Here is a 22,918-nt window from a genome sequence, read left to right on the forward strand (position 1 = left end):
GTCTTGAGGATTTCAACTAAGATACTCCGTCTACGAAACTGTCACGAATAGTTATAAGTCTACTCAATCGACTGTAGGTTACGCATGCAGCATACATTTGTCGGAGCTGCCTTGATCCTTACTAGGGCGTTACTTGCTTGACAAAATATTGAGGAACCTCCAACGACCTCCCACTTCTCGATGCAGGACTTGTAGAAATCATTGGCTCTATTATCAAGCGTTATAAATCCAAGAACCCGAGAACCAAACACTTGCCGTGAAAGTTCGCCATACATACTTTGCAAACTCACGATGCACCGTCGAATAGGTTTGTTCTTCGCCAGAGGCCACGAGATCGACGTTAAGAATAAATTTAGAGTCCAAATGGCTTGCGACGAACGGCCAATTGTCAAGTTCAATCAGCTGTTGACATAGGCTCGTGATGAAGGGTTTCGATAGTTCTTCGCCTTCCCCCTCGACTCCATCGAGATCTGGTGCAACTTTACTTGCACTTGGGAGTTCAACTGGCTGGATGCGCTGATCGTATGAATCACCTGACAGCTCAGCATTGGCTCCCCCACTTTCGAATCTCCAGGACGAACCATGAAAACTAAGATTCAATGACTCCGGCCAAATCTTTCGTAAAGCGACAAAAAGTGCCTTCTCCGAGACCTTCTCCGCCATTGACAGCCGGTCGCAGATTGCAGTGACTCGCATATCACTAATCGGATACACGATCTTTGCATCTTGTGCATAGTGATTAATATGCGATTGCATATACCGACCCGAACGAAACTCACGTGCAAACAGGTAAAGTTTCTCTAATTCGCTACTCGCTGACACATTTTTACGCCATGACGTAAGGAATTCTCCATGCTGCTCACTTAACGCGCTCCGCAGAATCCCTGACGATTGCTTCTCTAACATTAAAGTTGTGTATTCAGGTGTGTTCCTTAAGAGCTTCGCCATACCACCTTTCCAAAGTGGCCATTGGCCGAGCGCAATTGCTTCCCCAAAAAATTCTGGAGCGGCACCTAAATACTGCGATAAATGGGCTTCCGATGGTGGAATTCCCAAGCATCGCTTAATAACATTGGCTGTTCTAACTGCAGCGGTGTCACCAATTTCGAAAGATGGTCGTCCAATGTCGTGTCTGATACCAGTTATTGAAGCCAGTTTGGCAGAAAGGTGCGTTTCTAAGTCCGAGTTCGTGCCGTAAGTGACCGCCCTAACCTCGGCCTCTGTGTTTTTTAGCGCACCCAACAGCATCCTCGAATCTTTCCCCCCACTCAGCCGTAACTGAAGCCTACGATCCTCCAGTTGCGTAACAGCATCGGCGGTTGAGTCGGTCAAAGCATCAGCCAAAGCTTCGCCGCCTTCAACAGTCGTATGCTCAACAGAAAAATCTGGCACTAACCCGTGTGGAAAATCAGTTAGGGCTATCTCCCCATCGATTATCTTCAGCGCCCGATCTACGGGCAGTGTAAGAACATCTGCAAAAGGAGTGTTCCCCTCTAACGAGTATCCATAATTCAAATATTCTAGAAAATATGGATAACTTAGTGATAATCGAGTATCCGAAATTTCAGAGAGAGCAAGCGCGATTAGCAACGGACGGTTCGATACGAAGTTAAAACCATATTTAGTAGCATAATGAATAGGCTCCAGAGCCGGAGTCGTATTCCATGCAAAAATCCTGTTCATATAGCGGTCGCCAAACGCCGCACAATAAGTACCCCATATTGGCTTCTGGTACGCCAGCTGACCGCCAATCAGTCGGACGGCAGAGTTGACACCTTGAGCACTATGAAAATCGGAAGCGACAGTCCAGTAGTCTCCAGTAGATACTTGGCTTGGAACCTCACGGCCTCTCGACATTGCGAACGTTCCATATTTACTCGCCAAAGCATGAAGAGTATTATTCATCGACGAGTGACCAATAGAGTAATTCTCAAAATTGGAAAACGTAGTGGATAATAGATTTCCGATAAATTCATTCAGATTGGTAGTGTCCTTCAAACGTTCTGCCGACGGACTAATGATTAAAAACTCGCTCATGCCATTTCCTTTCCTTGTATCAGTGAAGCCCACAGTTCCGTTCCTACCGTTACGTCGTACTTAGAAGCTTGTGACTTTGCTCTTAGCATGAGACTTTCACGAGCTTCTGGATCACGGAGCAATAGGATCGCTTCAGTCATCTCATCCAAGGAATCGTAAACAAAATCGTCCGAAAAGATCTGTGAAGCGCCCGCTCGTTCCCATACCACAGGGACTGCTCCGCCCGCCATTCCTTCAATCGGGGCTAAATGAAAACTCTCCCGTGTACTACTCGATAGAACAACACCTATCTTCCTAAACCACGACCCCATGTCTGGACCGAAATCTTCGAAAACTACAGCTTTTGACAACGCTGCGTTAGAGGCAATTTCTGTGAAGAATTCTTCATAAGCGAATCGTTGCAGTCCTTTGTTCCATTCATATGGATATTCCCAAGGCATACGGCCTCGGATGTGAAGGGTGTAACGATCATCTTCTTGTAGCAGCTTTTTCAGTAGCTTTAACGCTCGATCCGGACGTTTAATAAAAGGAACGATTCCCACGAGACCTATGCGGAACTCGGAACCCCTGCTCTTTGGCCTGTCCAGATCAAGGGAGTCGATTAGATTAGGGATCACAGCGATTTTTTCCCGCGGCCAATCCGTTGACTCTAAAGTCTGCGTCGCGTATAAATCAGATACACATAATACTCGCTCAACGTTATCGATATTTATATTTCTCAGCCAAGCACCACGGAGCTCAAAAGCGTGTAATCGTATAAAAAGCTTTTGGGAATCCTGAATATTTTGTGAATACCAAACAGCATTCGGTCCCGCCCATTCGCAAATGACAAAATCAGCAGAAGCTAGTAGCTCTATACTTTTCTTTTCATCATGCTTGTGGAGGCTTTCCCACTTATCAATCGATAATTCAACGCCAGGTAACGCTTCAAAAAACTGGATTAGCTCGCCAGCAAATTTTAGATCGTGCCCGGCGATGAGTATCTTTGCTGGTTGTTCTTGGTCTTCATAAGAATTGATAATCGGTAAATCACGTTCAAAATAGTTTCTAAATCGAGTTGCTGCTGCTCGCATCGAATACTGCTTTACACAGTTTCGAACCTTTGAGCGATAACAACGAATCTCGCCACGATTTGCTGATACCACTTCTACTAAACTGGAAATATCGTCACGAACGAAGAACGGGTAATCCGTGCCAAAGATTTCTTCATGTGCTCGTGTGCGATTAATTATTGGAGGAACTCCCGAAGCGGCATATTCCAGCGCCTTAGTAGATATTTCCATACTAGAATCTAGCGCAGAGGTCCGCCACCCAAGACCAAGATCAGCTTTGCGAATTCGTTTCATCGTCTCAAGACGGCTAAGCCCACCAAGCCATTTAACCTCAGAACCAAATATACTTTTTTCCATCTTTTCGTGCCAACTTGGATCACGACGACTCTGCTGGAATTTATTGCCGATCATTGTAATCTCTATGTGTAAGTTCTGCTGCTTAAACGCATTTGGGAGCGATAACATTTCATAGGTTTTCCAATCTTCGGCAAACTTTCCTGCATACACCATCTCAACCGGTGAATTCGGTTCGAGATTCGCCTCAACTACGCGGTCATCATACTCATCAAAGTAAATATCAGGAACCATCGGTAACATTAAACGCGTTTTCCCCGCTGCTTGCGGACATAACGCTTCGAGATATGCACGCGATTCTTCTGTCTGAGAGAATAATCGATACGCCCGATCTGATATTAATCTCAGATCAGATAGTGCCTGGTCCGTAACTTTGTCGATCGGGAAAGGTAAGTCCGTAACATAGAGCCAAGATTTATGATGTAGTTTATCGGACATCGCTAGGAACTTGCACACAGTCATGCCACGCGCAATAATCGCGTTGAAGCGAACAGTTGAATCCAGTCCAAGTATCCGCTGTGCCGCTTTACGAGGGCTTAATGAAACTTCTTGATTTTCCGACGTTAGCTCTGATGGCGCATGAAGCACAAAATTTTCGTTTTCTCGAAGTGCAGCAAGTGAATCATTTTTCAGCACCTTCGTTTTAAGTAAGACATGCACTTCAGCGTCGGCCAACAATAAAGCTTCGGAAATTGACGTGAGCCAAATGGCTGAACCGTCAATGATGTTCAAATTTACGTCACCGTAAACCAGTATCTTCCGTTTGCTCATTTTACTTCACCTGTTCTTTTAGAAACATCTGCAAATTCCGCGGCAAGGTTAAGTCTGCGTCAACGGCCCAGTCCTCTTCGAAGTCCGAGGTGGTTATGCATGAATCAACTCTGTTTTGTAAGCTAGTTGAGAATGTATTAGCCGAATGCACGCTTCCTACTAAGAAAGAAAATCCTTGTTTCTCTCTAGTAAAGGTGATGAGGTCAGATAACGCTTGGTAAATACGTGTTCCTGACGATGACAGAGAAGATGCCCAAAGACCGCTTTCCAAGACCGAAGCTTCAATAATCAAGATAGGTATGCTGCACGTTTCATCGTCAGTAAGGATGTTGTTTATTACATGAGTCCCCAGAGAAGGGTGAAGACTAACTGGCTTTTTACCCAGATTTTCGAAAATAAATGCTTTAATTTCTGGGCTACCAATAACAAATGGCGTTAGAACAGGCTTACCGGCCAATCGATTGTAGATCTTTCGCGTCCGCTCCGGATCTTCTTGAACACTCGCAGCACCACGCCCAAAAAGGCTTCGTACGTTGCTCGTCAACGTATTGGCGCTGGTCTCACTTCTGAGTGGCGCCGAAACAGACACAGGCCCAATTTTAGATTGGATTCCCGAAACGTCTCGGGCAAGTTTTTCTAGGGCTAAACGGTTAAGAGTATCACTCGAATCAATTAGTGATTTTACATTCCTGTTTGATTCCTCCAGAGAATCTGAAAAACTTTTAGATAAATACCCTAATTCATAAGTTATTTTATTTTCGATAATGTACTGACGTTGTTGAGTTTTATTTAATTCATTTACAAAAGATTCCTCCAAATATTTCCTATTTAGAGATACCGCACTTTCGACCCCTTCGCTTATGCTGGACCGATGCGAAACGATTGAAGATTTCAATTCTTGAATTTCAGAATAAACATGCGACGTTAAGCCACCTAGCCTCTCTAAGTCCTTTTTCATCACCCCATCGATTCTTCTGGATAAATATGATTTATCCAGATTAATTTGTACCAATAGTATAATTGCGGATAAAGAAATTAAAACGCAAATTATAGCGGTTGAAAAATTAGAAGTTACAGTGGCGATAACCAAGAATGCTACCACCCCAAGAAAAGCGAGTGTACATGCGAATAGTCGCGTTTTTCTATCTAAATACCGAAACATTAATTACCCCTTTCATATATTCGTTATCGAAGTACGTGGTTCGATAAATTGTAAGCTAAAGTAAAATGGATTGTTATGTTTCAAACACCTTGGTTGGATGACCAAGACTTGAAAAATTCTCCAGCGTAGGTTTTGCTGGGAGATTGCACGAAATTCAACTCGTACAGGGCCGAATTCCACGAGCGCGGATTTTTTGCCGCGAATACAGCTCGTAGAATTCTCCTAAATAGATCCACTGGCGGCGCGATGTGCCCTGGTCCCCAATCGTCCAATAATAAGAATAGATTGTTTGGAGATGTATCCAGACCGCGGACCCAAGGCGCCAAATGCCTATCGCGATGATGACCATCTCGAATATTCTGTAAATATGCAATTTTATTGGGGAAACCATCACGATATAACTTGGTAAGATCGCTGGTGATATTTACGTTATCAAGATCTAATGAGTCCCATGCCATTTCTGTATAATTGTCAACTGCGAACTTTGTATAGTTACCGATTTTTGTTTGCGGATTTGCAACGAGCGCTAAGGACTCGGGGAATAAATAAGAGTAATAGAGGGCTGCAAAGCCACCACCTGATGCGCCAAAGAATATAAGTTTTTCGGCAGTTCTCACACTGCTCAAAATATGACGGATCACTCCGGGAAGCTGTATCTGCAATCGTTGATGTTGATTCCCCGCAAACCATGCTAATTCAAGACCAAGGGCGAGAGAGGGATCGGATACGGCAATTATGTTGGCATCCAGTCCTTCCATCATGCTCATCCCAGAAAACACAGGATATGATTTCCAAGTCTTGGACTGCGCGGCATGAAAAATCACAATTGTGTTTTTGGACCCGCGATCTTCGAAATAAACGTCTAGGTACCCGGTTCCATACTTTATTGTTGAAATGCCTGGGAGCGCTTCTTGAGAGAAAAATGACTGAAGACTGGAATAATCGTTTTGTTTGAATGAAAACCGTGCTAAGTTGCGCGCTAGTTTTTTCTTCTGAATCCCATTTACATTCTGGTTCATAACGATAGATTCCTAATATTAATGGTGCTCAGGTCTCGGCTAAATGTTCGCAAAATATTATTAATAGTGCGTGCGTAAGCCCCTCTGGATTCTTTCTGGAAGTCCGCCAAGATCAGTATGCGGTCCTCGCCAAATCGGTTCTCGCCCTCCGTTAGCTCTTTTCCGGTCGTACCGAGCCAAAAGTTCTCGGCATTCAGGCGTGCAATTGGGTTAGTGATCTGATGCAGGCAAAGAAGCCTTCTCGGCGATTTAAGAGTTTCTAGGCTGATAATATTGGTTCTAATCTTGCCGTTAGTTCTATACATACTGAATTTCTTCCAGTCTGGCTTCTCAAGCGCAACACGGGAAAAGCCAAATACAGCACCTAAGAACGGTTTAACTAGTGACGGTGGTGCATCATATAGGTCAGTGTGCGCGTCCCATGTCATTACACTTGCTCTCCCCTTGAATTTACGGCCGAATTCGAGTGCGGCGAAACCTCCTCCATTGCCACCTGCGAAAATGATCTCTTTATCGAGCATCCGTTGCAATGATTTGAAAACATCCGTCAAACTGTCTTTGAAAGAGTCACCGGGTTTGCCCGTATACCAGCCTAATTGAAGTTCTGTTAATTCCTTTAAAGTCGAATCCGCTACCGCCACGACTGGTAAATCCTCGTCCAAGAAACTACCGAATGCTCTTCCAGGCCAAGCAATCTCATCTTTTATTTTCTTGGCCCCGCCAAAAAGTACAATCAATGAACTATACGCTGAATCAAAAACTGCCTTGTTGATTTTAATTTCAACGCTGTTCCCATTCAGTAAATTAATGGAATGAATCCCAATTAGACCTCTCGCTGCATTCTCAAATTCGTCAAGGCTATCCCACACATGAACTATGTTCATTTAACGCTTCCTCGGGTTGAACTACTGTATCGCTACTGATGTAATTTTCTTGTAAAATCTTACCCCGGAGGATGCCAAAGGCTTGGTAACCAAACGGTTAAGTTTGATTACCAAGCCCTTGGCAATTTTCGCGTTTAGTTACTCTATGATTTCTCTCTAACGTTCCGCTAGATCAATTTCCCGCGCAATGCTTGCACCAATGGCTGTTCCAACAACGTCAAGCACACCGCTAGGAAGTGCCGAATCGATATTGATGACGGCTACTGCTTCCGCACGGTTCTCATCACGCGCTACCTGCATGCCTGCAATGTTGATGCCTTGCTCCCCTAGCACGTTGCCCAGTGAACCGACAACGCCTGGACGGTCAGCGTAGCGAACAATGATCATGTGATCCGTAATGGGGATTTCAATCTCGTGCCCGTTGATACCAACGAGCTTTTCAATCTGCTTTGGACCAGTCAAGGTACCTGCAACGGCAAGTTGGGTTCCTTCATTGGTGGCGCCCTTGATGGTCAGCTGGTTGCGGTACTCAGGTGAATCGGCAGTAGTAACCAGACGAGTAGCCACACCACGCTGCTCGGCAAGCACTGGAGCGTTGACATAGGAGACCTGATCCGAAACAACGTCCATAAAGACGCCCTTCAAAGCGGAGAGCTCAAGTGCCTTGACATCAAGGGATGCAATCTCGCCAGCAACAACTACGTCAATGCTGGTCAACGAGCCGGAGGTCAGGGCATTGAAGATACGTCCAAGCTTCTCCATGAGTGGGATACCTGGGCGAACGTTCTCGTCAATGACACCGCCAGCAACGTTGACAGCGTCTGGCACTAGTTCGCCAGCCAGTGCGAGGCGTACCGACTTAGCTACAGATACGCCAGCCTTTTCCTGGGCTTCATCCGTGGAAGCGCCCAGGTGTGGGGTGACCGTGACATTCTCAAATTCGAAGAATGGAAGGTCGGTGCTTGGCTCGGTGACGAAGACGTCAATGCCGGCGCCGGCAATTTCTTCATTCTTCAATGCTTCATACAGCGCGTCCTGATCTACCAGACCACCACGGGCCACGTTGATCACGTAGGCGCTCTTCTTCATCTTGCCAAAGGCTTCCTTGCCCAACATGCCCAGAGTCTCTGGAGTCTTTGGCATGTGGATGGTGACGAAGTCCGCCTGCGCCAACAGTTCATCAAGGGTCACCAAGGTGACGCCCAGCTGGGAGGCACGTGCCGGGGTGACATATGGGTCATAGGCAATGACGTCCATACCGAAGCCCTGCAGGCGTGCTGCAACCAAGGCACCGATGCGGCCCAAACCGATGATGCCGGCCTTCTTCTCGAACAGCTCAATTCCGGTGAACGAGCTGCGCTTCCACGCTCCGCTCTTCAACGAGGCATTAGCGGCAGGAATACGGCGGGCCAGAGATACGATGTGCCCCACGGTCAGTTCCGCTGCCGAGATGATGTTTGAGGTTGGAGCATTGACTACCATGACACCGGCCTGCGTGGCGGACTTGATGTCAACGTTATCTAGGCCAACGCCGGCACGGGCGATAACCTTCAGGTTCTTGGCGGCGGCGATTGCCTCGGCATCTACCTGGGTTGCAGAGCGCACCAGAATGGCGTCTACATCTGCAATTGCTTCGAGCAGCTGGGAGCGGTCTGCTCCGTCTGTCTGACGAATTTCAAAGTCGGGACCGAGCGCAGCGACAGTTGCTGGGGATAGTTGTTCGGCCAGAAGTACGATTGGCTTGTTGTCAGACACGGGTGTGGCACCTTTGCGATTTCTTGGGCTGATGCTTGCATATTGGTGATCGTTGATGATCACCAACATCTTCTAGCCTAGCGCCGTGGAGGCGCAGATACCGTTGAATTTACGCATATTACGTAGCTTCTTGACGACTTTGTGAAAACTTTCACTAAGCATATAGACTAGTGAGATTCCTTCAAGGCCCTCGACTAGATGAGCTCTTTTTATTTGGTAGATGATGGCATCTCGCCTCGACTCTAGACCGAATACAAGGCTTTTTTCGGGGTTGATATGTACCGCACCGGGCTGGAGCAAGCACGGCTTAAAGTTTTGGTTCCCGGACCTCGATCCAGCAAATAAGTTGTGATTCGACCGCCCAAGGCCCTGCCGTGGCAGTTAGTTTGTTAGATCCAGCCACGTTAATGTTCCAAAGGCCTTCAGATACACGCTTTCCTTCCAATGAGCCATGCCGCAACCGCCGCAAGGATTAATACTCTGGGCATCGCACCTCCATTCCAGTGTGCAATTTAGTGGTCCCAGAGACCATGAATGATCCACCAAAACGTCACATTTAAAAACGACTCGCCATTTTGGTTGGCAGTTTTGAAGAATCAGTTGTACGCTAATGCCAAATACATGCAAGGACCTTGGGGGGTCCGCAATGTACTTGGGGAAAATCATTCGCTCTTGGGGTTCGAATGAATTTTGTGCTTTCTGAAGCACAACTTAAGTAGTTGTTCCTCGCCAGGGTCCACAAAAATTGGGGTTTTTGTGTTTGGCAAATATGTTGGGGACAAATCTGGGCACCGTAAGAACGGTAATTGCTCGGATACCAAGTCTTGGCGCTCTAGAGCTGCGAAGCACAACAATTCTTTTCGGGCATTTTTCGGCATTTCAGCTAGCGCCGCGTTAGTCGTATCTCTGGCCTTCGCCGGATCATTTGCACCAGCTTCAGCCACATCTATTGGTGACGTTCCATCGGGAACTAATCTGGCTACCGCATCTGCGAGCCCCGCCCCAATAGAAACTTCGCCTACGCCTGTTCCACCTTCGCCATCTCAATCGCCGTCCGAGCTCAAATCGAAGTTGGTAACCCCAACCGTACTAGCAACCCCTACGGTTGAGGCGTCTGAAGTTTCTGCCGAGACTCCTAGCGCTGCCCCAAGCTCGCCAGCTGCCGCACCAAGCCAAGAACCGAAGGCTTCAGTAGAGGCTACTGTTCCGGAACCTTCACCGACGAAGATCAAACCTAATCCACTCGTCGAGTCTCCGACAGCAGAACCTTCGGAATCATCGACTCCTTCAATTTCACCAACGCCGATTGACAGCAAGAGCCGCCTGCTGATGGCTGCGGGCGCAATTTGTGCTGATTATCAGGAAAATTCGGTCCTAATCGGTGGGTTCGAAATCGATGGCAACCTTTGTGCGAACTCAACTACCAATGATGATTGGACTACCGTTTCTGGGCAACCAGCAAAAAGTGATAATTACGGCAGCCTCGATCTGACTCAGTTCACCGAGGGAGCTTCCGAATCCAACTGGCCTTGGAATATCGGACAGATTGAGGGCTCCGGCCCCGGAAACGACAAATCTGACGTTGGCAATGTGTACGCCTACTCCACCGCAGTCGGTGGCGATGTGTTGGCTTATCTTGGATTCGAACGAAATAAGAATAATGGATCCGTTCAGTACGTTGTGGAGCTTAATAATAGAGCCAACACCACTGGGCCCATTCCTAACCGCACGACCGGCGATCTGCGAATACAAGTACTTCAGGACGGAAACAGTGCACTCACATTTGTTTCTGCTCATACATGGCTATCGACGGGAAATTTATCAGGATCCTGGGTACCGCTCAATAGTCTTGAAGGTTTTGTCGGTAGAACTAACGTCACCAAGAAAATAAGCAGCTTCCAAGGCCTAGTGGATGCCATGGACGTAAAAATGTTTGGCGAACTTGCAATCAACCTCACTGACCTTTTCGAGGGTTCGAGTAGGCAATGTAGCGGTAACTACGGATTCGTAAACATTCGTTCGGCAGCTTCCCCCGGTGAAGAACCTTCATTGAAGGACTGGGTTGCGCCGATTTCCCTAGATATCCCTAGTACTTGCGCAAGCGTTGTTGTCGAAAAAAAGTGGGTCATCGACGGCGAGCCATTCGACAACGGTGACCAACCAGAAGATTTCCAGGCCACATTGAATCTAACTGGACGGTCGGCGGCCCAATTCGGCGAGACCTATTCAACCAGAGACGATGGTTCTTCCTACGAGGTACCTAATGTCGTAGCCATTGGCGAAACCGTCACCGGTCTTCCTGCTGGTTGTACGAACGTTTCATCTGGTGACCTTGGAGAAAAGACATTAGCACCAGGTATCAACCGATACACCGTCACGAATACCGTCACTTGCACGACTTTGACTCTGAAAAAGAACGTCGTTGGCGAGGCCGAGGCATCAGCATGGACTTTGACTGCTAGTGGTCCAACTAATCTTTCAGGTATTACCGGTAGTTCTGCAGTCAGCAACTCGGCTGTCACTCCTGGTCCTTACACCATCGGTGAAAAGGATGGCCCGACTGGCTACGAACTCACCGACGTGAGTTGTGTTGGTGCCACCGTCAGCGATACCAACAGCATCACGATCACTGCAGGTAGCAAGGTTACCTGTACCTTGACCAACACTCAGCAGGTAGACCTGACTGTCACTAAAACTTGGATCGTCAATGGCACCGAGTACGTTCACGGCGACCAGCCAATCGGCGATGCCGCTCTCACCATCGATGACAAAACTGCCACCTTCGGGGCAACCAGCACCGGTCACCTGATCGGCGACAAAGTGAACATCGCCGAAACAATGACCGGTACCATACCGGCACTGTGTGAGGTCACCAGCTCAACTATCGCCGGCGTTGACGGTTTAGCAGCGATTCACACCATGACCGGGACACCAAAGCCCAACGTGGTTGACATCGTGAACACCGTTGACTGCGTCCAGCAGCTGACTTTGATCAAGGATGTTGATAATAAGGCCTTCGCCGGAACGTCGACCGAAGCTGATTGGACGCTGAGCGCGACTGGCGACGGCGAAGTTATCACCGGCAAAACCGGAGATACCAGTATTACCGAGGCTGCGGTCAGTGTAGGAACCTACGCACTTTCCGAAGACGAATCTACCCCCGGTTACCAAGCGGGTACCTGGGCTTGTGAAGGTACAGGAGCAGCCGACGGTGCCAACATCAAGTTGGAGCTAGGTCAGGAAGCCACCTGCACCATCGTGAATACCGCTCTTCCTGGTTCAGCTACTTGGACCAAGACCAACGTAGCCGGTGATCTGCTTGCCGGCGCGGAATGGACCGTTACCGGTCCATTGGGCGACAATTCCGAAACCATCGTTGTCACGGACTGCATCGCGACCGGTTGTACCGGCCCCGATATGGATCCGGCGAAGGGCAAGTTCGCACTCGAACAGCTCAAATGGGGAAGCTACACGCTCGAAGAAACCACGGCTCCCCCGGGCTACATCAAGGACACCAAGGTGTATCCGTTCGATGTCGCCGGCAAAACACTTAACGTTGAGCTCGCTGCGATTACAAATAAGCAGCAAGCTGGTCCCACACTTCCACTGACCGGTGGAATTGGGCGAGATCAGATTTATCTCCTCGGAGGCGGCGTCCTAATTTTGGGGCTGGCCATACTCGGCGGAAAATCTCTGCGAATCCGTCGAAACCGAAACCTCGGCTAGACCCACAATTTTTACCAACCACGCTGAACTTGGGTAGGCGTACAACCACTCGCATATAAGGAGTAAACGTGTTCACGCAACGCAGACTCGGCAAATTGATTGCCGGAGCAAGTGCCATGGCACTTGTTGGGATGGGGCTCATTGGGGTGAGCGCCGCATCCGCCGATGAGGTCACAAGTCCGGTGGTCACCGACATCGTCAAGGGTACTAAGGGAAGTATCACGGTTCATAAATCTTCCGCAGCTACGGGCTTACCCGGTGACGGCACCCTGCTTGATCCCGATCCGGGCGCGGGCAAAGGTCTGGTCGGCGTTGAGTTTACGCTGCAGCCAGTGCTTCACGGCGGAAACGCGATTGATCTAAGCACGGCAGAAGGGTGGGAACTAGCTGAAGCTCTACCGACGGACGCCGCCGGCGGAACGCTTCCCACCGGTTACACTCTGGGTACAGAGTCAACACAGCTCACCGGAACCTCGGGTACTGCAACCTTCGGCGATCTGAATCTGGGACTTTACCTGGTCACGGAAACCGATTCCGGTGACAACCTGATCAAAAACGCTGTGGCACCGTTCTTCGTGAGCATTCCATATCCAAACGCTGATGGGTCATGGAACTACGCAGTTCAGGTTTATCCAAAGAACGTTTTGGACACAATTGAACTGACCAAGACCGTAGACGACACTGCGTTGCTCCTAGGTGACGAAGTCACTTGGACCCTAACAACTGCCGTGCCTGATGCGGCTCTGCCGTACAAGTCGTTCACCTTGACCGACAACATGACTGCCAACCTGAAGTTCATTTCTTGGGAGTCGGTCTCGATTGGAACCGCAGCTTTGGTTCCAACCACTGACTACACTATCTCGGCAGACAACGCCACGATCACCTTTACCGCAGCCGGGCTAGCCAAGCTTGATGCTGCCGGTGCGACCAACGTGATCGCCGTGCTGAAGACCGAGGTTATTGAGATCCCGGCTAATGGCAAGGTCGAGAACACCGCGACCGTGACCATCAACGGCACTCCCGATGAGGATTCGACCAACACCAACTTGGGCACCCTACAGCTGGTCAAGAAGAGTGAAAGCACCGATGGTGGGTTGCTTGATGGCGCAGAGTTTGAGCTCTACGGCACGGCACCTAATGCCGATGGCACTGCTTCCGGCCCGGTTATTGCTACGGGTACCACCGTTGATGGAAAAGTTACCTGGGAACTACACCTAGGTATTACCACTGATACGACAGAAGACTACTGGGTCAAGGAAATTAAGGCTCCAGTAGGGTACGTGCTTCCAGCCGACCCGTGGTCAGATAAGCTCACGGTGACCGCCGGCCAGATCGAGATCAATACGATCACCAACCACAAACCTGAGGGACCGGACCTCCCCCTAACCGGTGCTTCGGGAACGGTGCTGTTCACCATGGCTGGTATTGGCCTGATGGCCGCTGCCGGTGGTGCAGTACTCGTGAAGCGTCGTCGTTCACGGATGCAGAGCTAGCCCGCATTCCGTTTGACGCCGCAACGGTAATGAGAATGGTGGGAGAACTAAGCATTGCTTGGCTCTCCCACCATTTTCTTTTAGCAAGTTCAACTACCCTGAGACATCATAGGTAAACATCATGAGTTCTACCCTCAGTTCCACGCTTGAGCCTCCCGCATCACGGCCTCAGCGCTGGCGTGTGCCTGTCTCAACTCTGCTCATTTCCATCGTCTTCCTGGCTGGTACCGGCATGCTTCTCTATCCACATGTGGCCAGCTGGTTCGCCCAGTACAACCAATCCAAGATCATCAATGAGATCTCCTCGGAAGTTACCCACGAGGGTGGAACACAAATTGCCGATGAACTTCAGCGAGCCCATGACTATAATCGCGAGTTGGTCGGCGGCGGACTGTTGGCTCCGGGAAGCAACGTCCCAACCAGTGACGGCGCAGTCAAAGTCGATACCGAATACAACTCATTGCTGAATGTCAACAGTGAAGGGCTCATTGGCCGGCTGCGTGTGCCTTCGGTTGATATTGATCTGCCCATCTATCATGGCACCGACGCTGAGACGCTAGAAAAAGGGGTGGGTCATCTACAGGGCACTGCACTTCCCGTAGGTGGACAGTCGAGGCACACCGTGCTGACCGCGCACCGTGGGCTACCCGAAGCAAACCTCTTCAATGATCTGCCTAAGGTAGAAATCGGCGATACCTTTAGTATCGAGGTTTTTAACCAGGTAATGACGTACCGAGTCACCGAAACTCAAACGGTTGAACCGGATGAGACTAAGGCATTGACTCCCCAGTTTGATAAAGACCTCGCCACTTTGGTCACCTGTACTCCCCTAGGGATCAATACGCACCGAATGTTGGTCACCGGCGAACGAGTACACCCCACTCCCCAAGCAGATATTGATGCGCTCGGCTCAGTACCCGAGATCCCGGGTTTCCCGTGGTGGAGCGTTTGGCTCGGCGCAACACTGCTAGTGCTCAGCCTGTGGGTCTACGTTGCGGGCCGCCCGCGAAAGACTCGGGCCTGAGCGAGAGAGTTACAGATTCCTCAGCGGTGCTGATGAATCCAAGCAAATGGTATTTCGATGAGTAGCGCACTGCCTAGCTCGTCACTACGCAGGCGACAGGCTTTGCTCGTTGCGCCAGACAGTATAAGTATTGACTCGATTACTGTTTTTTGAGAGCTCAAGTGGTTGATCAGACGATGCATGTGGGAACAACCTGCTAAAACTAGCAATGCTCGATCTGTCCGACGAAGATTACTAGGCATTCTCTTGACCGTCATACTAATCACGACCTCCCAAGCAGTTTTCATGCTCGAATCTAGCATTGGAGCGAAGAGTCAATTTGGGTATATTTCAAATCTGATGGTGCACCAAAATTCCCTCGTCCAAGAAAACGCGGACCTTATCTTGTTAAACGAGGTGAATGAATCCGTTATCGAAAGATACAGGGAAGACAACAAATCCAATGTGGACCATAAGCCACTTGGTCCGATTCCAATTCCCACCGGTCATCTGGGGAGTGGAAACCCGAATAAAGCCTTTACTTGAGCCGTGCTCCTGAAATAATTCCTTATCGCGAAACACCGTGACCTGAAGAACTCCAGCCTTCTGCACTTGCTGAAACGGACTGCGTAGGCATCAGGCCAGATCCATAACGACCTCAAAAGCATGGTGACTCGAACAAAGTTTGCTTTCTTCTCTACCATCAGTAGCGGAGCGATAGCACTAATCTCATGGGCTCTCTGACTCATAGTCGAATTAATACGATGCTCGTACTTTCCGCTTGAATCTCATACTATAATCAGATTTTGGGACCACGGAGTCCCGTACTCGGACCGAAAATTCATTGGGGAAAAATTGAATAAACTCGCTCAGCGCGCGCTTGCTCTCATCGCGACCGGCGCACTCGCCTTCTCAGGTATCAGCGCGGCTACTGCCGCTTCGCAGCCGTCTGCTATTCCGACCATTAGTGTCTCCGCCGCTAAGAAAACGCCGGCCGTCTCAATCAAGAAGATCGGGACCAAAACGGTCAAGGGTTCGGCGAAAGCAACCATTAAGCCTAGCTACTCCAAGGCGAAGAACGTAAAAATCAAGTCCGCGCTCTTGAGCGTGACTAAGGGCAAGAAGTCAGTGGCCAAGAACAAGAAGTCGGTCAAGCTTGCAGCTGGCACGTACAAGGTCACCACCTCGGTCAAATACCAGCTCAAGGGTAAAACCTCGACGGTGAAGAAGACTCAGACCTTGCTGGTCAAGAAAGCCGTCACGAAGAAGTCGGTGAAGATGAACGGCAAGGTCAAGAATTGTCCTGCTGGCTACCCGGTGAAGGGAAACCGTACCGGTAGCAAGAATGAGTGGAAGTACCACGTGAAGGATCAGCGCTTCTACAACATCACCAAGCCAGAAGAATGCTTCAAGACCGCTTCGGATGCTCGCAAGGCCGGCTACCGCGCGTCAAAGATCTAACACTTCTTATGAAGCCCGTATCACTCGGCGCATGACACAAAAATAAACTCGGCTACTTCCCCAAAAGGAAGTAGCCGAGTTCATTTTATTTGTTGGTGATTACGTGTGTAACGCGGAGCTTAGCGCGCTACCGAACCATCTACGTAGTCATCCGAGGAAGAATCAGAGATCCAGGAGAACAGCGAGCGTAGCTCGCGACCGGTGGTCTCAATTGGGTGCTCTTCACCCTTCTTGCGCAGAGCCTTGAACTCTGGAGCTCCAGCCTTCTGGTCTTCCATGAAGCGAGTAGCAAAAGCACCGGACTGGATATCAGCCAGTACAGCCTTCATGTTTTCCTTCACCTCTGGGGTGATCACGCGTGGGCCGGAGACGTAGTCGCCGTACTCAGCGGTGTCGGAGATGGACCAACGCTGCTTGGCGATGCCACCTTCCCACATCAGGTCAACAATCAGCTTCAGCTCGTGGAGTACCTCGAAGTAAGCAATTTCTGGCTTGTAGCCAGCTTCGGTCAGAACTTCGAAGCCGTACTGTACGAGCTGCGAGGTACCGCCACAAAGAACTGCCTGCTCACCGAACAGGTCGGTTTCGGTCTCTTCGGTGAAGGTGGTCTCGATGACGCCGGCGCGGGTGCCACCGATGCCTGCTGCGTAAGACAGTGCCAGATCCTTGGCGCCACCGGTGAAGTTCTGCTCCACGGCGATCAGGTCAGGAATACCACGGCCTGCTTCGAATTCGCGGCGCACGGTGTGACCCGGAGCCTTCGGAGCAACCAGTGCCACGTCAACGTTTGCTGGTGGCTTGATGAAGCCGAAGCGGATGTTGAAGCCGTGACCGAAGAACAGGGCGTTGCCCTCTTCGAGGTGCTCGGAGATCGACTCTGCGTAAACCTGAGCCTGGACCTGGTCCGGGGTCAGGATCATGATGACATCTGCCCACTTGGCGGCTTCTGCCACGGTGGCGACCTTCAGGCCTTCGGCTTCTGCCTTGGCGCGGGATTTCGAGCCCTCGGCCAGGCCAACGATGACCTCTACGCCGGAGTCGCGCAGGCTCAGTGCGTGTGCGTGACCCTGGGAGCCATAGCCAATGACTGCGACTTTCTTGCCCTGGATGATTGAAAGATCGGCGTCGTCTTCGTAGTACATATCAGCCACTGTGATTTCTCCTTAGGTTTTCTTCGACAAAGAAGTGTGTTGTTAAAAGTGTATTTGGTAGTGCTTAGGCGGAAAGGGTTTTCAGTGCCCTGTCGCTCATCGATTTAGCTCCGCGTCCCACGGCCAAGGTACCGGCCTGGACAATCTCGCGGATGCCAAATGGTTCAAGGACCGCCAGCAGTGCATCGATCTTTCCGGCGTTACCGGTAGCTTCGATGACCAGTGAATCCTGCGCCACGTCGATGACGGAGGCACGGAAGAGCTCGGCGGCCTGAGTCACCTGCAGGCGCGTTGCTGCGTCTGCACGGACCTTGACCATGATGTGATCGCGTTGCACCGAGGTTTCCGGTAGCAACTCCACGATCTTGATGACGTTGATCAGCTTGTTCAGCTGCTTGGTGACCTGCTCCAGGGAATCCCCTTCGGCGTCAACCACCACGGTCATGCGGCTAATTCCCTCAATTTCGGTGGGACCCACCGCGAGCGAATGAATGTTGAATGCGCGGCGGGCGAAGAGGCTGGCTACTCGGGTGAGTACGCCGGGAACGTCTTCGACAAGTACCGACAGCGTATGCTTTGCCATGTTCTAGTCTTCCTCTTCCCAGACTGGGGTCATACCCTTAGCGATTTGAATCTGATCATTGCTCACTCCTGATGGGACCATTGGCCACACCATGGAATCAGCGGAGACCACGAAGTCAATCACTACCGGACGATCATTGATTTCCAAGGCCTTTTGGATGGTCGCGTCGATGTCCTCGTCGCGTTCACACCGCAGGCCCACACAACCGTAGGCATCTGCCAGCTTCACGAAGTCAGGCACTCGTGCGGTTCCGTGACCGGTGTTCAAATCGGTGTTGGAGTAGCGCGAGTTGTAGAACAGCGTCTGCCACTGGCGAACCATGCCCAGCGAGGAGTTGTTGATGATGGCAACCTTGATAGGGATCTGGTTGATGACGCAAGTGGCCAACTCTTGGTTGGTCATCTGGAAGCAACCGTCTCCATCAATCGCCCACACCACACGGTCTGGCTGGGCTACCTTGGCGCCCATTGCTGCAGGTACCGAGTAGCCCATGGTGCCAAGGCCTGCGGAGTTCAGCCATGAGCGCGGACGCTCATACTTCACGAACTGCGCCGCCCACATCTGGTGCTGGCCCACGCCGGCGACATAGACCGCCTCTGGACCGGTCAGTGCGCCGATCCGTTCAATCACGTTCTGTGGAGCCGAAAGCCCATCATGAGTTTCGGTGTAACCAATCGGGTAGGTATCACGCAGACGGTTGAGCAGTGCCCACCAGCCGGTGAGATCCTGTGGCTTGTCGGTTTCAAAACGCGTAGCGCAGGCTTCTTGTAGCTGCGGGATGATTTCATCCAGCGAACCAACTATGGGCACATCCGCAGTGCGGTTCTTTGAAATTTCGGCCGGGTCAATATCGGCGTGAATCACCTTCGCGTTAGGGGCGAAGGATGGAAGTACTCCGGTGACGCGGTCATCAAAACGTGCGCCCAGAGTAATCAGCAGGTCTGATTGCTGTAAGGCAGTTACCGCGGACACCGCGCCGTGCATGCCAGGCATGCCGACGTGCTGCTCGTGACTATCCGGGAACGCACCGCGTGCGGTCAGAGTAGTGACCACCGGGGCGTTGATGAACTCGGCAAAAGCCTTCAGCTCCTCATGCGCGTTGGCCTTGATCACGCCACCACCCACGTAGAGCACCGGACGGTTTGCGCTAGCGATCAGCTTGGCGGCTTCACGCAGCTGCTTGTTATGCCCCTTGGTCACCACACGGTAACCGGGGATGTCCACCTTCGGTGGCCAAGAGAACGTCATGTCCCCCTGCTGGGCATCCTTGGTGATATCTACCAGCACCGGACCGGGACGTCCGGTCTGTGCGAGGTAGAAGGCACTTGCCATAACTCGTGGAATTTCTTCTGGATTTGTCACCAAAAAAGCGTGCTTGGTAATTGGCATCGTGATGCCAACAATGTCCGCTTCTTGGAACGCGTCCGAGCCAATAAATGCGCTGTGTACCTGGCCGGTAATTGCCACCATTGGAACCGAGTCCATGTTGGCATCTGCTAGCGCGGTGACGAGGTTGGTTGCACCCGGACCGGAGGTGGCAATACAAACGCCCACTTCACCGGAAACCATGGCGTAACCCTGTGCGGCGTGGCCTGCACCCTGTTCATGGCGAACCAAAACGTGATTAATTTTGGTCGAATCCATTAGTGGATCATAGGTAGGAAGGATGGCCCCACCTGGTAATCCGAAGACGTCCTTGACGCCTAGTTCTTCCAACGAGCGGACGATGGCTTGTGACCCCGTCATCTTTGTGGGAGCGACGATATTATTCGGACCCTGTACCGGGTTCGAAGCTTCCACGACGGAAGAGACAGCGGTGGCGGCATCCTTTGATCGATTGATTGATTTCGCAACCGAGGCCGGATTGGCTGGTGTTGAGTTGCTCATCGGGACCCTTTCCTTTTCTATCTCTTCGTTAGCGCATAAAAAACGCCCCGCGGCCGTCACTGTTGACGAAAGGGGGCTGGCGCGTTACCGACGTTCTGTCCTAGTGGACAACGTTTCAGGCTTCGCGCCTGATAACTAGTAGAACCTCGATGGTTGTTTGCATATCTCTAGTTTTCTCCACCCGGAGGGAAAGAGCAACTGGAGACCCCTGTCATCTCATTATATGAGATGAATGTCCATTGGTTGGACGCGTTGGCGTCCAACCAATGACTTTTACAAGTTCTTCTTAGCCACAGTAGGCGCCGGTTGACGCCGAGTTGACTAGTTTGACGTACTTGCCGAGCACGCCGGTGGAGAATTTAGCCGGTAGTGGTTCCCAGCCAACCTTGCGAGCTTCCAGCTCGGCAGGATCAACCAGTAGGTCAAAGCTACGCGCGTCAATATCCACGCGGATCTTATCCCCATCCTTGACGAAGGCGATTGGCCCACCGTCAACGGCTTCCGGAGCGACGTGTCCAATACATAAACCGGTGGTTCCTCCGGAGAAGCGACCATCGGTCAGTAGCAACACATCCTTGCCAAGTCCCGCGCCCTTGATGGCACCGGTAATGGCAAGCATTTCGCGCATCCCTGGTCCACCCTTTGGCCCTTCGTAGCGGATGACCACGACGTCCCCTGCATGAATTTCGCCAGCATCCAATGCCGCCAGTGCACCCTGCTCGCGTTCAAACACGCGGGCGGTACCCTCAAAAACGTCAGCATCAAAGCCCGCGGACTTCACCACAGCGCCTTCCGGCGCCAGCGAACCATGCAGCACGGTCACACCGCCGGTCTTGTGGATCGGATTGTCCACGGCGCGAAGGATCTTGCCGTCTGGATCTGGTGGAGCAATATGCGCCAAGTTTTCTGCCATCGTCTTGCCGGTGACGGTCATGCAGTCCCCGTGCAACAGTCCAGCATCTAGCAGTGCCTTCATGACCACCGGAACACCGCCGATACGGTCCAAGTCATTCATCACGTAGCGGCCAAATGGCTTCAGGTCCGCTAGGTGCGGAACCTTGTCACCAATGCGGTTGAAGTCTGACAGGCTCAGTTCAACTTCGGCTTCGCGGGCAATGGCCAGCAGGTGGAGCACCGCATTGGTGGAACCACCAAAGGCCATCATCACGGCAATGGCGTTTTCAAAAGCTTTTTTAGTCATGATGTCGCGGGCACGGATACCCTTACGCAGCATCTCCACGACGGCCTCGCCGGACTTGTGCGCGAACATGTCGCGGCGGCGGTCCGGGGATGGTGGGGCAGCCGAGCCAGGCAGGGACATGCCCAGCGCCTCGCCAATGGATGCCATGGTGTTGGCTGTGTACATGCCACCGCAGGCCCCTTCGCCCGGGCAGATGGCACGTTCAATACGGCCTAAGTCTTCTTCGCTCATCTTGCCGGCGGCGCAAGCACCCACCGCTTCGAAGGCGTCAATCAGGGTGACATCTTTTTCGGTGCCATCTTCTAGCTTGACCCAGCCGGGCATGATGGAACCGGCGTAAAGGAATACCGAGGAAAGATTGAGTCGGGCTGCGGCCATCAGCATGCCCGGTAGCGACTTGTCACAGCCAGCTAGCAGGACCGAACCGTCGAGGCGCTCGGCCATCACGACGGTTTCTACCGAGTCGGCAATGACTTCGCGGGAAACCAGCGAGAAGTGCATTCCCTCATGGCCCATGGAAATACCATCGGAGACCGAGATGGTTCCGAACTGCATGGGGAACCCTCCCCCAGCATGAACACCTTCTTTGGCGCCTTGCGCCAAGCGGTTCAGCGAAAGGTTACAAGGGGTAATTTCATTCCACGAACTGGCAATGCCAATTTGCGGTTTAGCGAAGTCATCGTCTCCCATGCCGACCGCACGCAACATGCCGCGTGCTGGGGCAGCGTGGATACCATCGGTGACCACACGTGAACGTGGTTTGATATCTGGGGCTGTATCCTGGCTCATATTTGAGATTCTAGTAGTCAATATGACCAATTGGACAACCCATGACGCGACAATGACATATTTCGCTATGCGAGGAGACTGATCAATTTGTCCATCAAAGTCGGTAGAGTGGAAGTTATGGACCCACGCCCAGACGAAAATCCTACCGACCACGTCAAGCGCCTCCTCCACGAGGCCTTTGACTCACAGATCCCAAACTTCGCCAGCTATAACTTGGTGGCAGGTACCGGCATCGCCGGATCGGGAGGCTTGAAGGTCATTGGATATCGACGTCAGCCAGCGGAACTAGTCCTCGCACCGGTTTCTTCAACCAATCTTTCAGCCTCAGAAGCGGCCATCACCATTAACAACACCAACGTGAATCAGCTGGCGCTGCTCAACGATGGTGGTTATGAAGTTGCTACGTCCACCGGACGCGTATTCCGTTTCGCTATCCCGGGCACCCCAAGCATTGACGTACATGTTGATGATGCGGTCAGCGTTGGCGCGGTCATTGATCAAGAAATTGATGCGCGAGATTTCGCGGATTTCATGGATCACTTCATGAATACCATCGAGGGTACCGAAAGCTTCGTTTAAACGACTTTCTT

The 22,918-nt window shown here is 51.1% G+C and carries 16 protein-coding genes; 5 read left to right on the top strand and 11 right to left on the bottom strand.

Features of this window, described 5'->3' with window-relative positions; translation table 11 throughout:
- Positions 1 to 213 precede the first annotated feature (213 nt).
- From CQ011_RS03610 to CQ011_RS03640, 7 genes are all read right to left on the bottom strand, one after another.
- On the bottom strand, positions 214 to 2,037 hold the full coding sequence (locus tag CQ011_RS03610) for a hypothetical protein (RefSeq protein ID WP_105674679.1): 1,824 nt from the start codon (positions 2,035 to 2,037) through the stop codon (positions 214 to 216).
- Positions 2,034 to 4,214 carry a glycosyltransferase gene (locus tag CQ011_RS03615; protein ID WP_105674681.1) on the bottom strand — a complete coding sequence of 727 codons (2,181 nt, stop codon included), beginning with the start codon at positions 4,212 to 4,214 and terminating at the stop codon, positions 2,034 to 2,036. The genes CQ011_RS03610 and CQ011_RS03615 overlap by 4 nt, the downstream gene beginning before the upstream one ends.
- Position 4,215: 1 nt before the next feature.
- Positions 4,216 to 5,376: a hypothetical protein gene (locus CQ011_RS03620; protein WP_146112552.1), complete on the bottom strand. Its 1,161-nt coding sequence runs from the start codon at positions 5,374 to 5,376 to the stop codon at positions 4,216 to 4,218.
- An 80-nt stretch (positions 5,377 to 5,456) separates the two neighbouring features.
- Positions 5,457 to 6,395 carry a hypothetical protein gene (locus CQ011_RS03625; RefSeq protein ID WP_105674685.1) on the bottom strand — a complete coding sequence of 313 codons (939 nt, stop codon included), beginning with the start codon at positions 6,393 to 6,395 and terminating at the stop codon, positions 5,457 to 5,459.
- Positions 6,392 to 7,279 (bottom strand): hypothetical protein, encoded by an 888-nt coding sequence (locus CQ011_RS03630; RefSeq protein ID WP_105674687.1) that lies wholly within the window; start codon positions 7,277 to 7,279, stop codon positions 6,392 to 6,394. Before CQ011_RS03630 ends, CQ011_RS03625 begins: the two co-directional genes overlap by 4 nt.
- Before the next feature lie 156 nt (positions 7,280 to 7,435).
- A complete protein-coding gene (serA, locus tag CQ011_RS03635) occupies positions 7,436 to 9,034 on the bottom strand; it encodes a phosphoglycerate dehydrogenase (protein WP_105675043.1) in 1,599 nt (532 codons plus the stop codon).
- 1,043 nt (positions 9,035 to 10,077) lie between these two features.
- The gene (locus CQ011_RS03640; protein ID WP_105674689.1) at positions 10,078 to 10,350 is read right to left on the bottom strand and encodes a hypothetical protein; all 273 of its coding nucleotides are present in this window, start codon (positions 10,348 to 10,350) and stop codon (positions 10,078 to 10,080) included.
- Between the two features lie 13 nt (positions 10,351 to 10,363).
- Between CQ011_RS03640 and CQ011_RS03645 the strand changes: the two genes are divergently transcribed.
- The 4 genes from CQ011_RS03645 to CQ011_RS03665 all read left to right on the top strand — a co-directional run bounded on the left by CQ011_RS03645 (position 10,364) and on the right by CQ011_RS03665 (position 16,717).
- Positions 10,364 to 12,760: a SpaA isopeptide-forming pilin-related protein gene (locus tag CQ011_RS03645; RefSeq protein ID WP_105674691.1), complete on the top strand. Its 2,397-nt coding sequence runs from the start codon at positions 10,364 to 10,366 to the stop codon at positions 12,758 to 12,760.
- Positions 12,761 to 12,828: 68 nt separating this feature from the next.
- Positions 12,829 to 14,253 (top strand): SpaH/EbpB family LPXTG-anchored major pilin, encoded by a 1,425-nt coding sequence (locus CQ011_RS03650; RefSeq protein ID WP_105674693.1) that lies wholly within the window; start codon positions 12,829 to 12,831, stop codon positions 14,251 to 14,253.
- 121 nt (positions 14,254 to 14,374) lie between these two features.
- The gene (locus CQ011_RS03655; RefSeq protein ID WP_105674695.1) at positions 14,375 to 15,277 is read left to right on the top strand and encodes a class C sortase; all 903 of its coding nucleotides are present in this window, start codon (positions 14,375 to 14,377) and stop codon (positions 15,275 to 15,277) included.
- A gap of 834 nt (positions 15,278 to 16,111) precedes the next feature.
- The gene (locus CQ011_RS03665; protein WP_286161074.1) at positions 16,112 to 16,717 is read left to right on the top strand and encodes a sunset domain-containing protein; all 606 of its coding nucleotides are present in this window, start codon (positions 16,112 to 16,114) and stop codon (positions 16,715 to 16,717) included.
- A gap of 119 nt (positions 16,718 to 16,836) precedes the next feature.
- Here the strand turns inward: CQ011_RS03665 and ilvC are convergent, their stop codons facing one another.
- The 4 genes from ilvC to ilvD form a co-directional block, all read right to left on the bottom strand.
- Positions 16,837 to 17,859, bottom strand: coding sequence for a ketol-acid reductoisomerase (ilvC, locus tag CQ011_RS03670; protein WP_105675045.1), 1,023 nt, complete (start codon positions 17,857 to 17,859; stop codon positions 16,837 to 16,839).
- Positions 17,860 to 17,932: 73 nt separating this feature from the next.
- The gene (gene ilvN, locus CQ011_RS03675; protein WP_096288635.1) at positions 17,933 to 18,451 is read right to left on the bottom strand and encodes an acetolactate synthase small subunit; all 519 of its coding nucleotides are present in this window, start codon (positions 18,449 to 18,451) and stop codon (positions 17,933 to 17,935) included.
- A gap of 3 nt (positions 18,452 to 18,454) precedes the next feature.
- Complete coding sequence (locus CQ011_RS03680; RefSeq protein WP_105674701.1) at positions 18,455 to 20,338, bottom strand: acetolactate synthase large subunit; 1,884 nt, start codon at positions 20,336 to 20,338, stop codon at positions 18,455 to 18,457.
- A 286-nt stretch (positions 20,339 to 20,624) separates the two neighbouring features.
- Complete coding sequence (gene ilvD / locus CQ011_RS03685) at positions 20,625 to 22,328, bottom strand: dihydroxy-acid dehydratase (protein WP_105674703.1); 1,704 nt, start codon at positions 22,326 to 22,328, stop codon at positions 20,625 to 20,627.
- 117 nt (positions 22,329 to 22,445) lie between these two features.
- Between ilvD and CQ011_RS03690 the strand changes: the two genes are divergently transcribed.
- Positions 22,446 to 22,907, top strand: coding sequence for a hypothetical protein (locus CQ011_RS03690; protein ID WP_105674705.1), 462 nt, complete (start codon positions 22,446 to 22,448; stop codon positions 22,905 to 22,907).
- Positions 22,908 to 22,918: the final 11 nt, after the last annotated feature.

Origin of the sequence: Arthrobacter sp. MYb213, assembly GCF_002979915.1 — a bacterium.
In the GTDB taxonomy this organism is placed as follows: domain Bacteria; phylum Actinomycetota; class Actinomycetes; order Actinomycetales; family Micrococcaceae; genus Glutamicibacter.

Coding starts and splice junctions, on each gene's coding strand:
- CQ011_RS03610 (WP_105674679.1), bottom strand. CDS start 2,037: ATGAGCGAGTTTTTAATCATTAGTCCGTCGGCAGAACGTTTGAAGGAC.
- CQ011_RS03615 (WP_105674681.1), bottom strand. CDS start 4,214: ATGAGCAAACGGAAGATACTGGTTTACGGTGACGTAAATTTGAACATC.
- CQ011_RS03620 (WP_146112552.1), bottom strand. CDS start 5,376: ATGTTTCGGTATTTAGATAGAAAAACGCGACTATTCGCATGTACACTC.
- CQ011_RS03625 (WP_105674685.1), bottom strand. CDS start 6,395: ATGAACCAGAATGTAAATGGGATTCAGAAGAAAAAACTAGCGCGCAAC.
- CQ011_RS03630 (WP_105674687.1), bottom strand. CDS start 7,279: ATGAACATAGTTCATGTGTGGGATAGCCTTGACGAATTTGAGAATGCA.
- CQ011_RS03645 (WP_105674691.1), top strand. CDS start 10,364: ATGGCTGCGGGCGCAATTTGTGCTGATTATCAGGAAAATTCGGTCCTA.
- CQ011_RS03655 (WP_105674695.1), top strand. CDS start 14,375: ATGAGTTCTACCCTCAGTTCCACGCTTGAGCCTCCCGCATCACGGCCT.
- ilvC (WP_105675045.1), bottom strand. CDS start 17,859: ATGTACTACGAAGACGACGCCGATCTTTCAATCATCCAGGGCAAGAAA.
- ilvN (WP_096288635.1), bottom strand. CDS start 18,451: ATGGCAAAGCATACGCTGTCGGTACTTGTCGAAGACGTTCCCGGCGTA.
- CQ011_RS03680 (WP_105674701.1), bottom strand. CDS start 20,338: ATGAGCAACTCAACACCAGCCAATCCGGCCTCGGTTGCGAAATCAATC.
- ilvD (WP_105674703.1), bottom strand. CDS start 22,328: ATGAGCCAGGATACAGCCCCAGATATCAAACCACGTTCACGTGTGGTC.
- CQ011_RS03690 (WP_105674705.1), top strand. CDS start 22,446: ATGGACCCACGCCCAGACGAAAATCCTACCGACCACGTCAAGCGCCTC.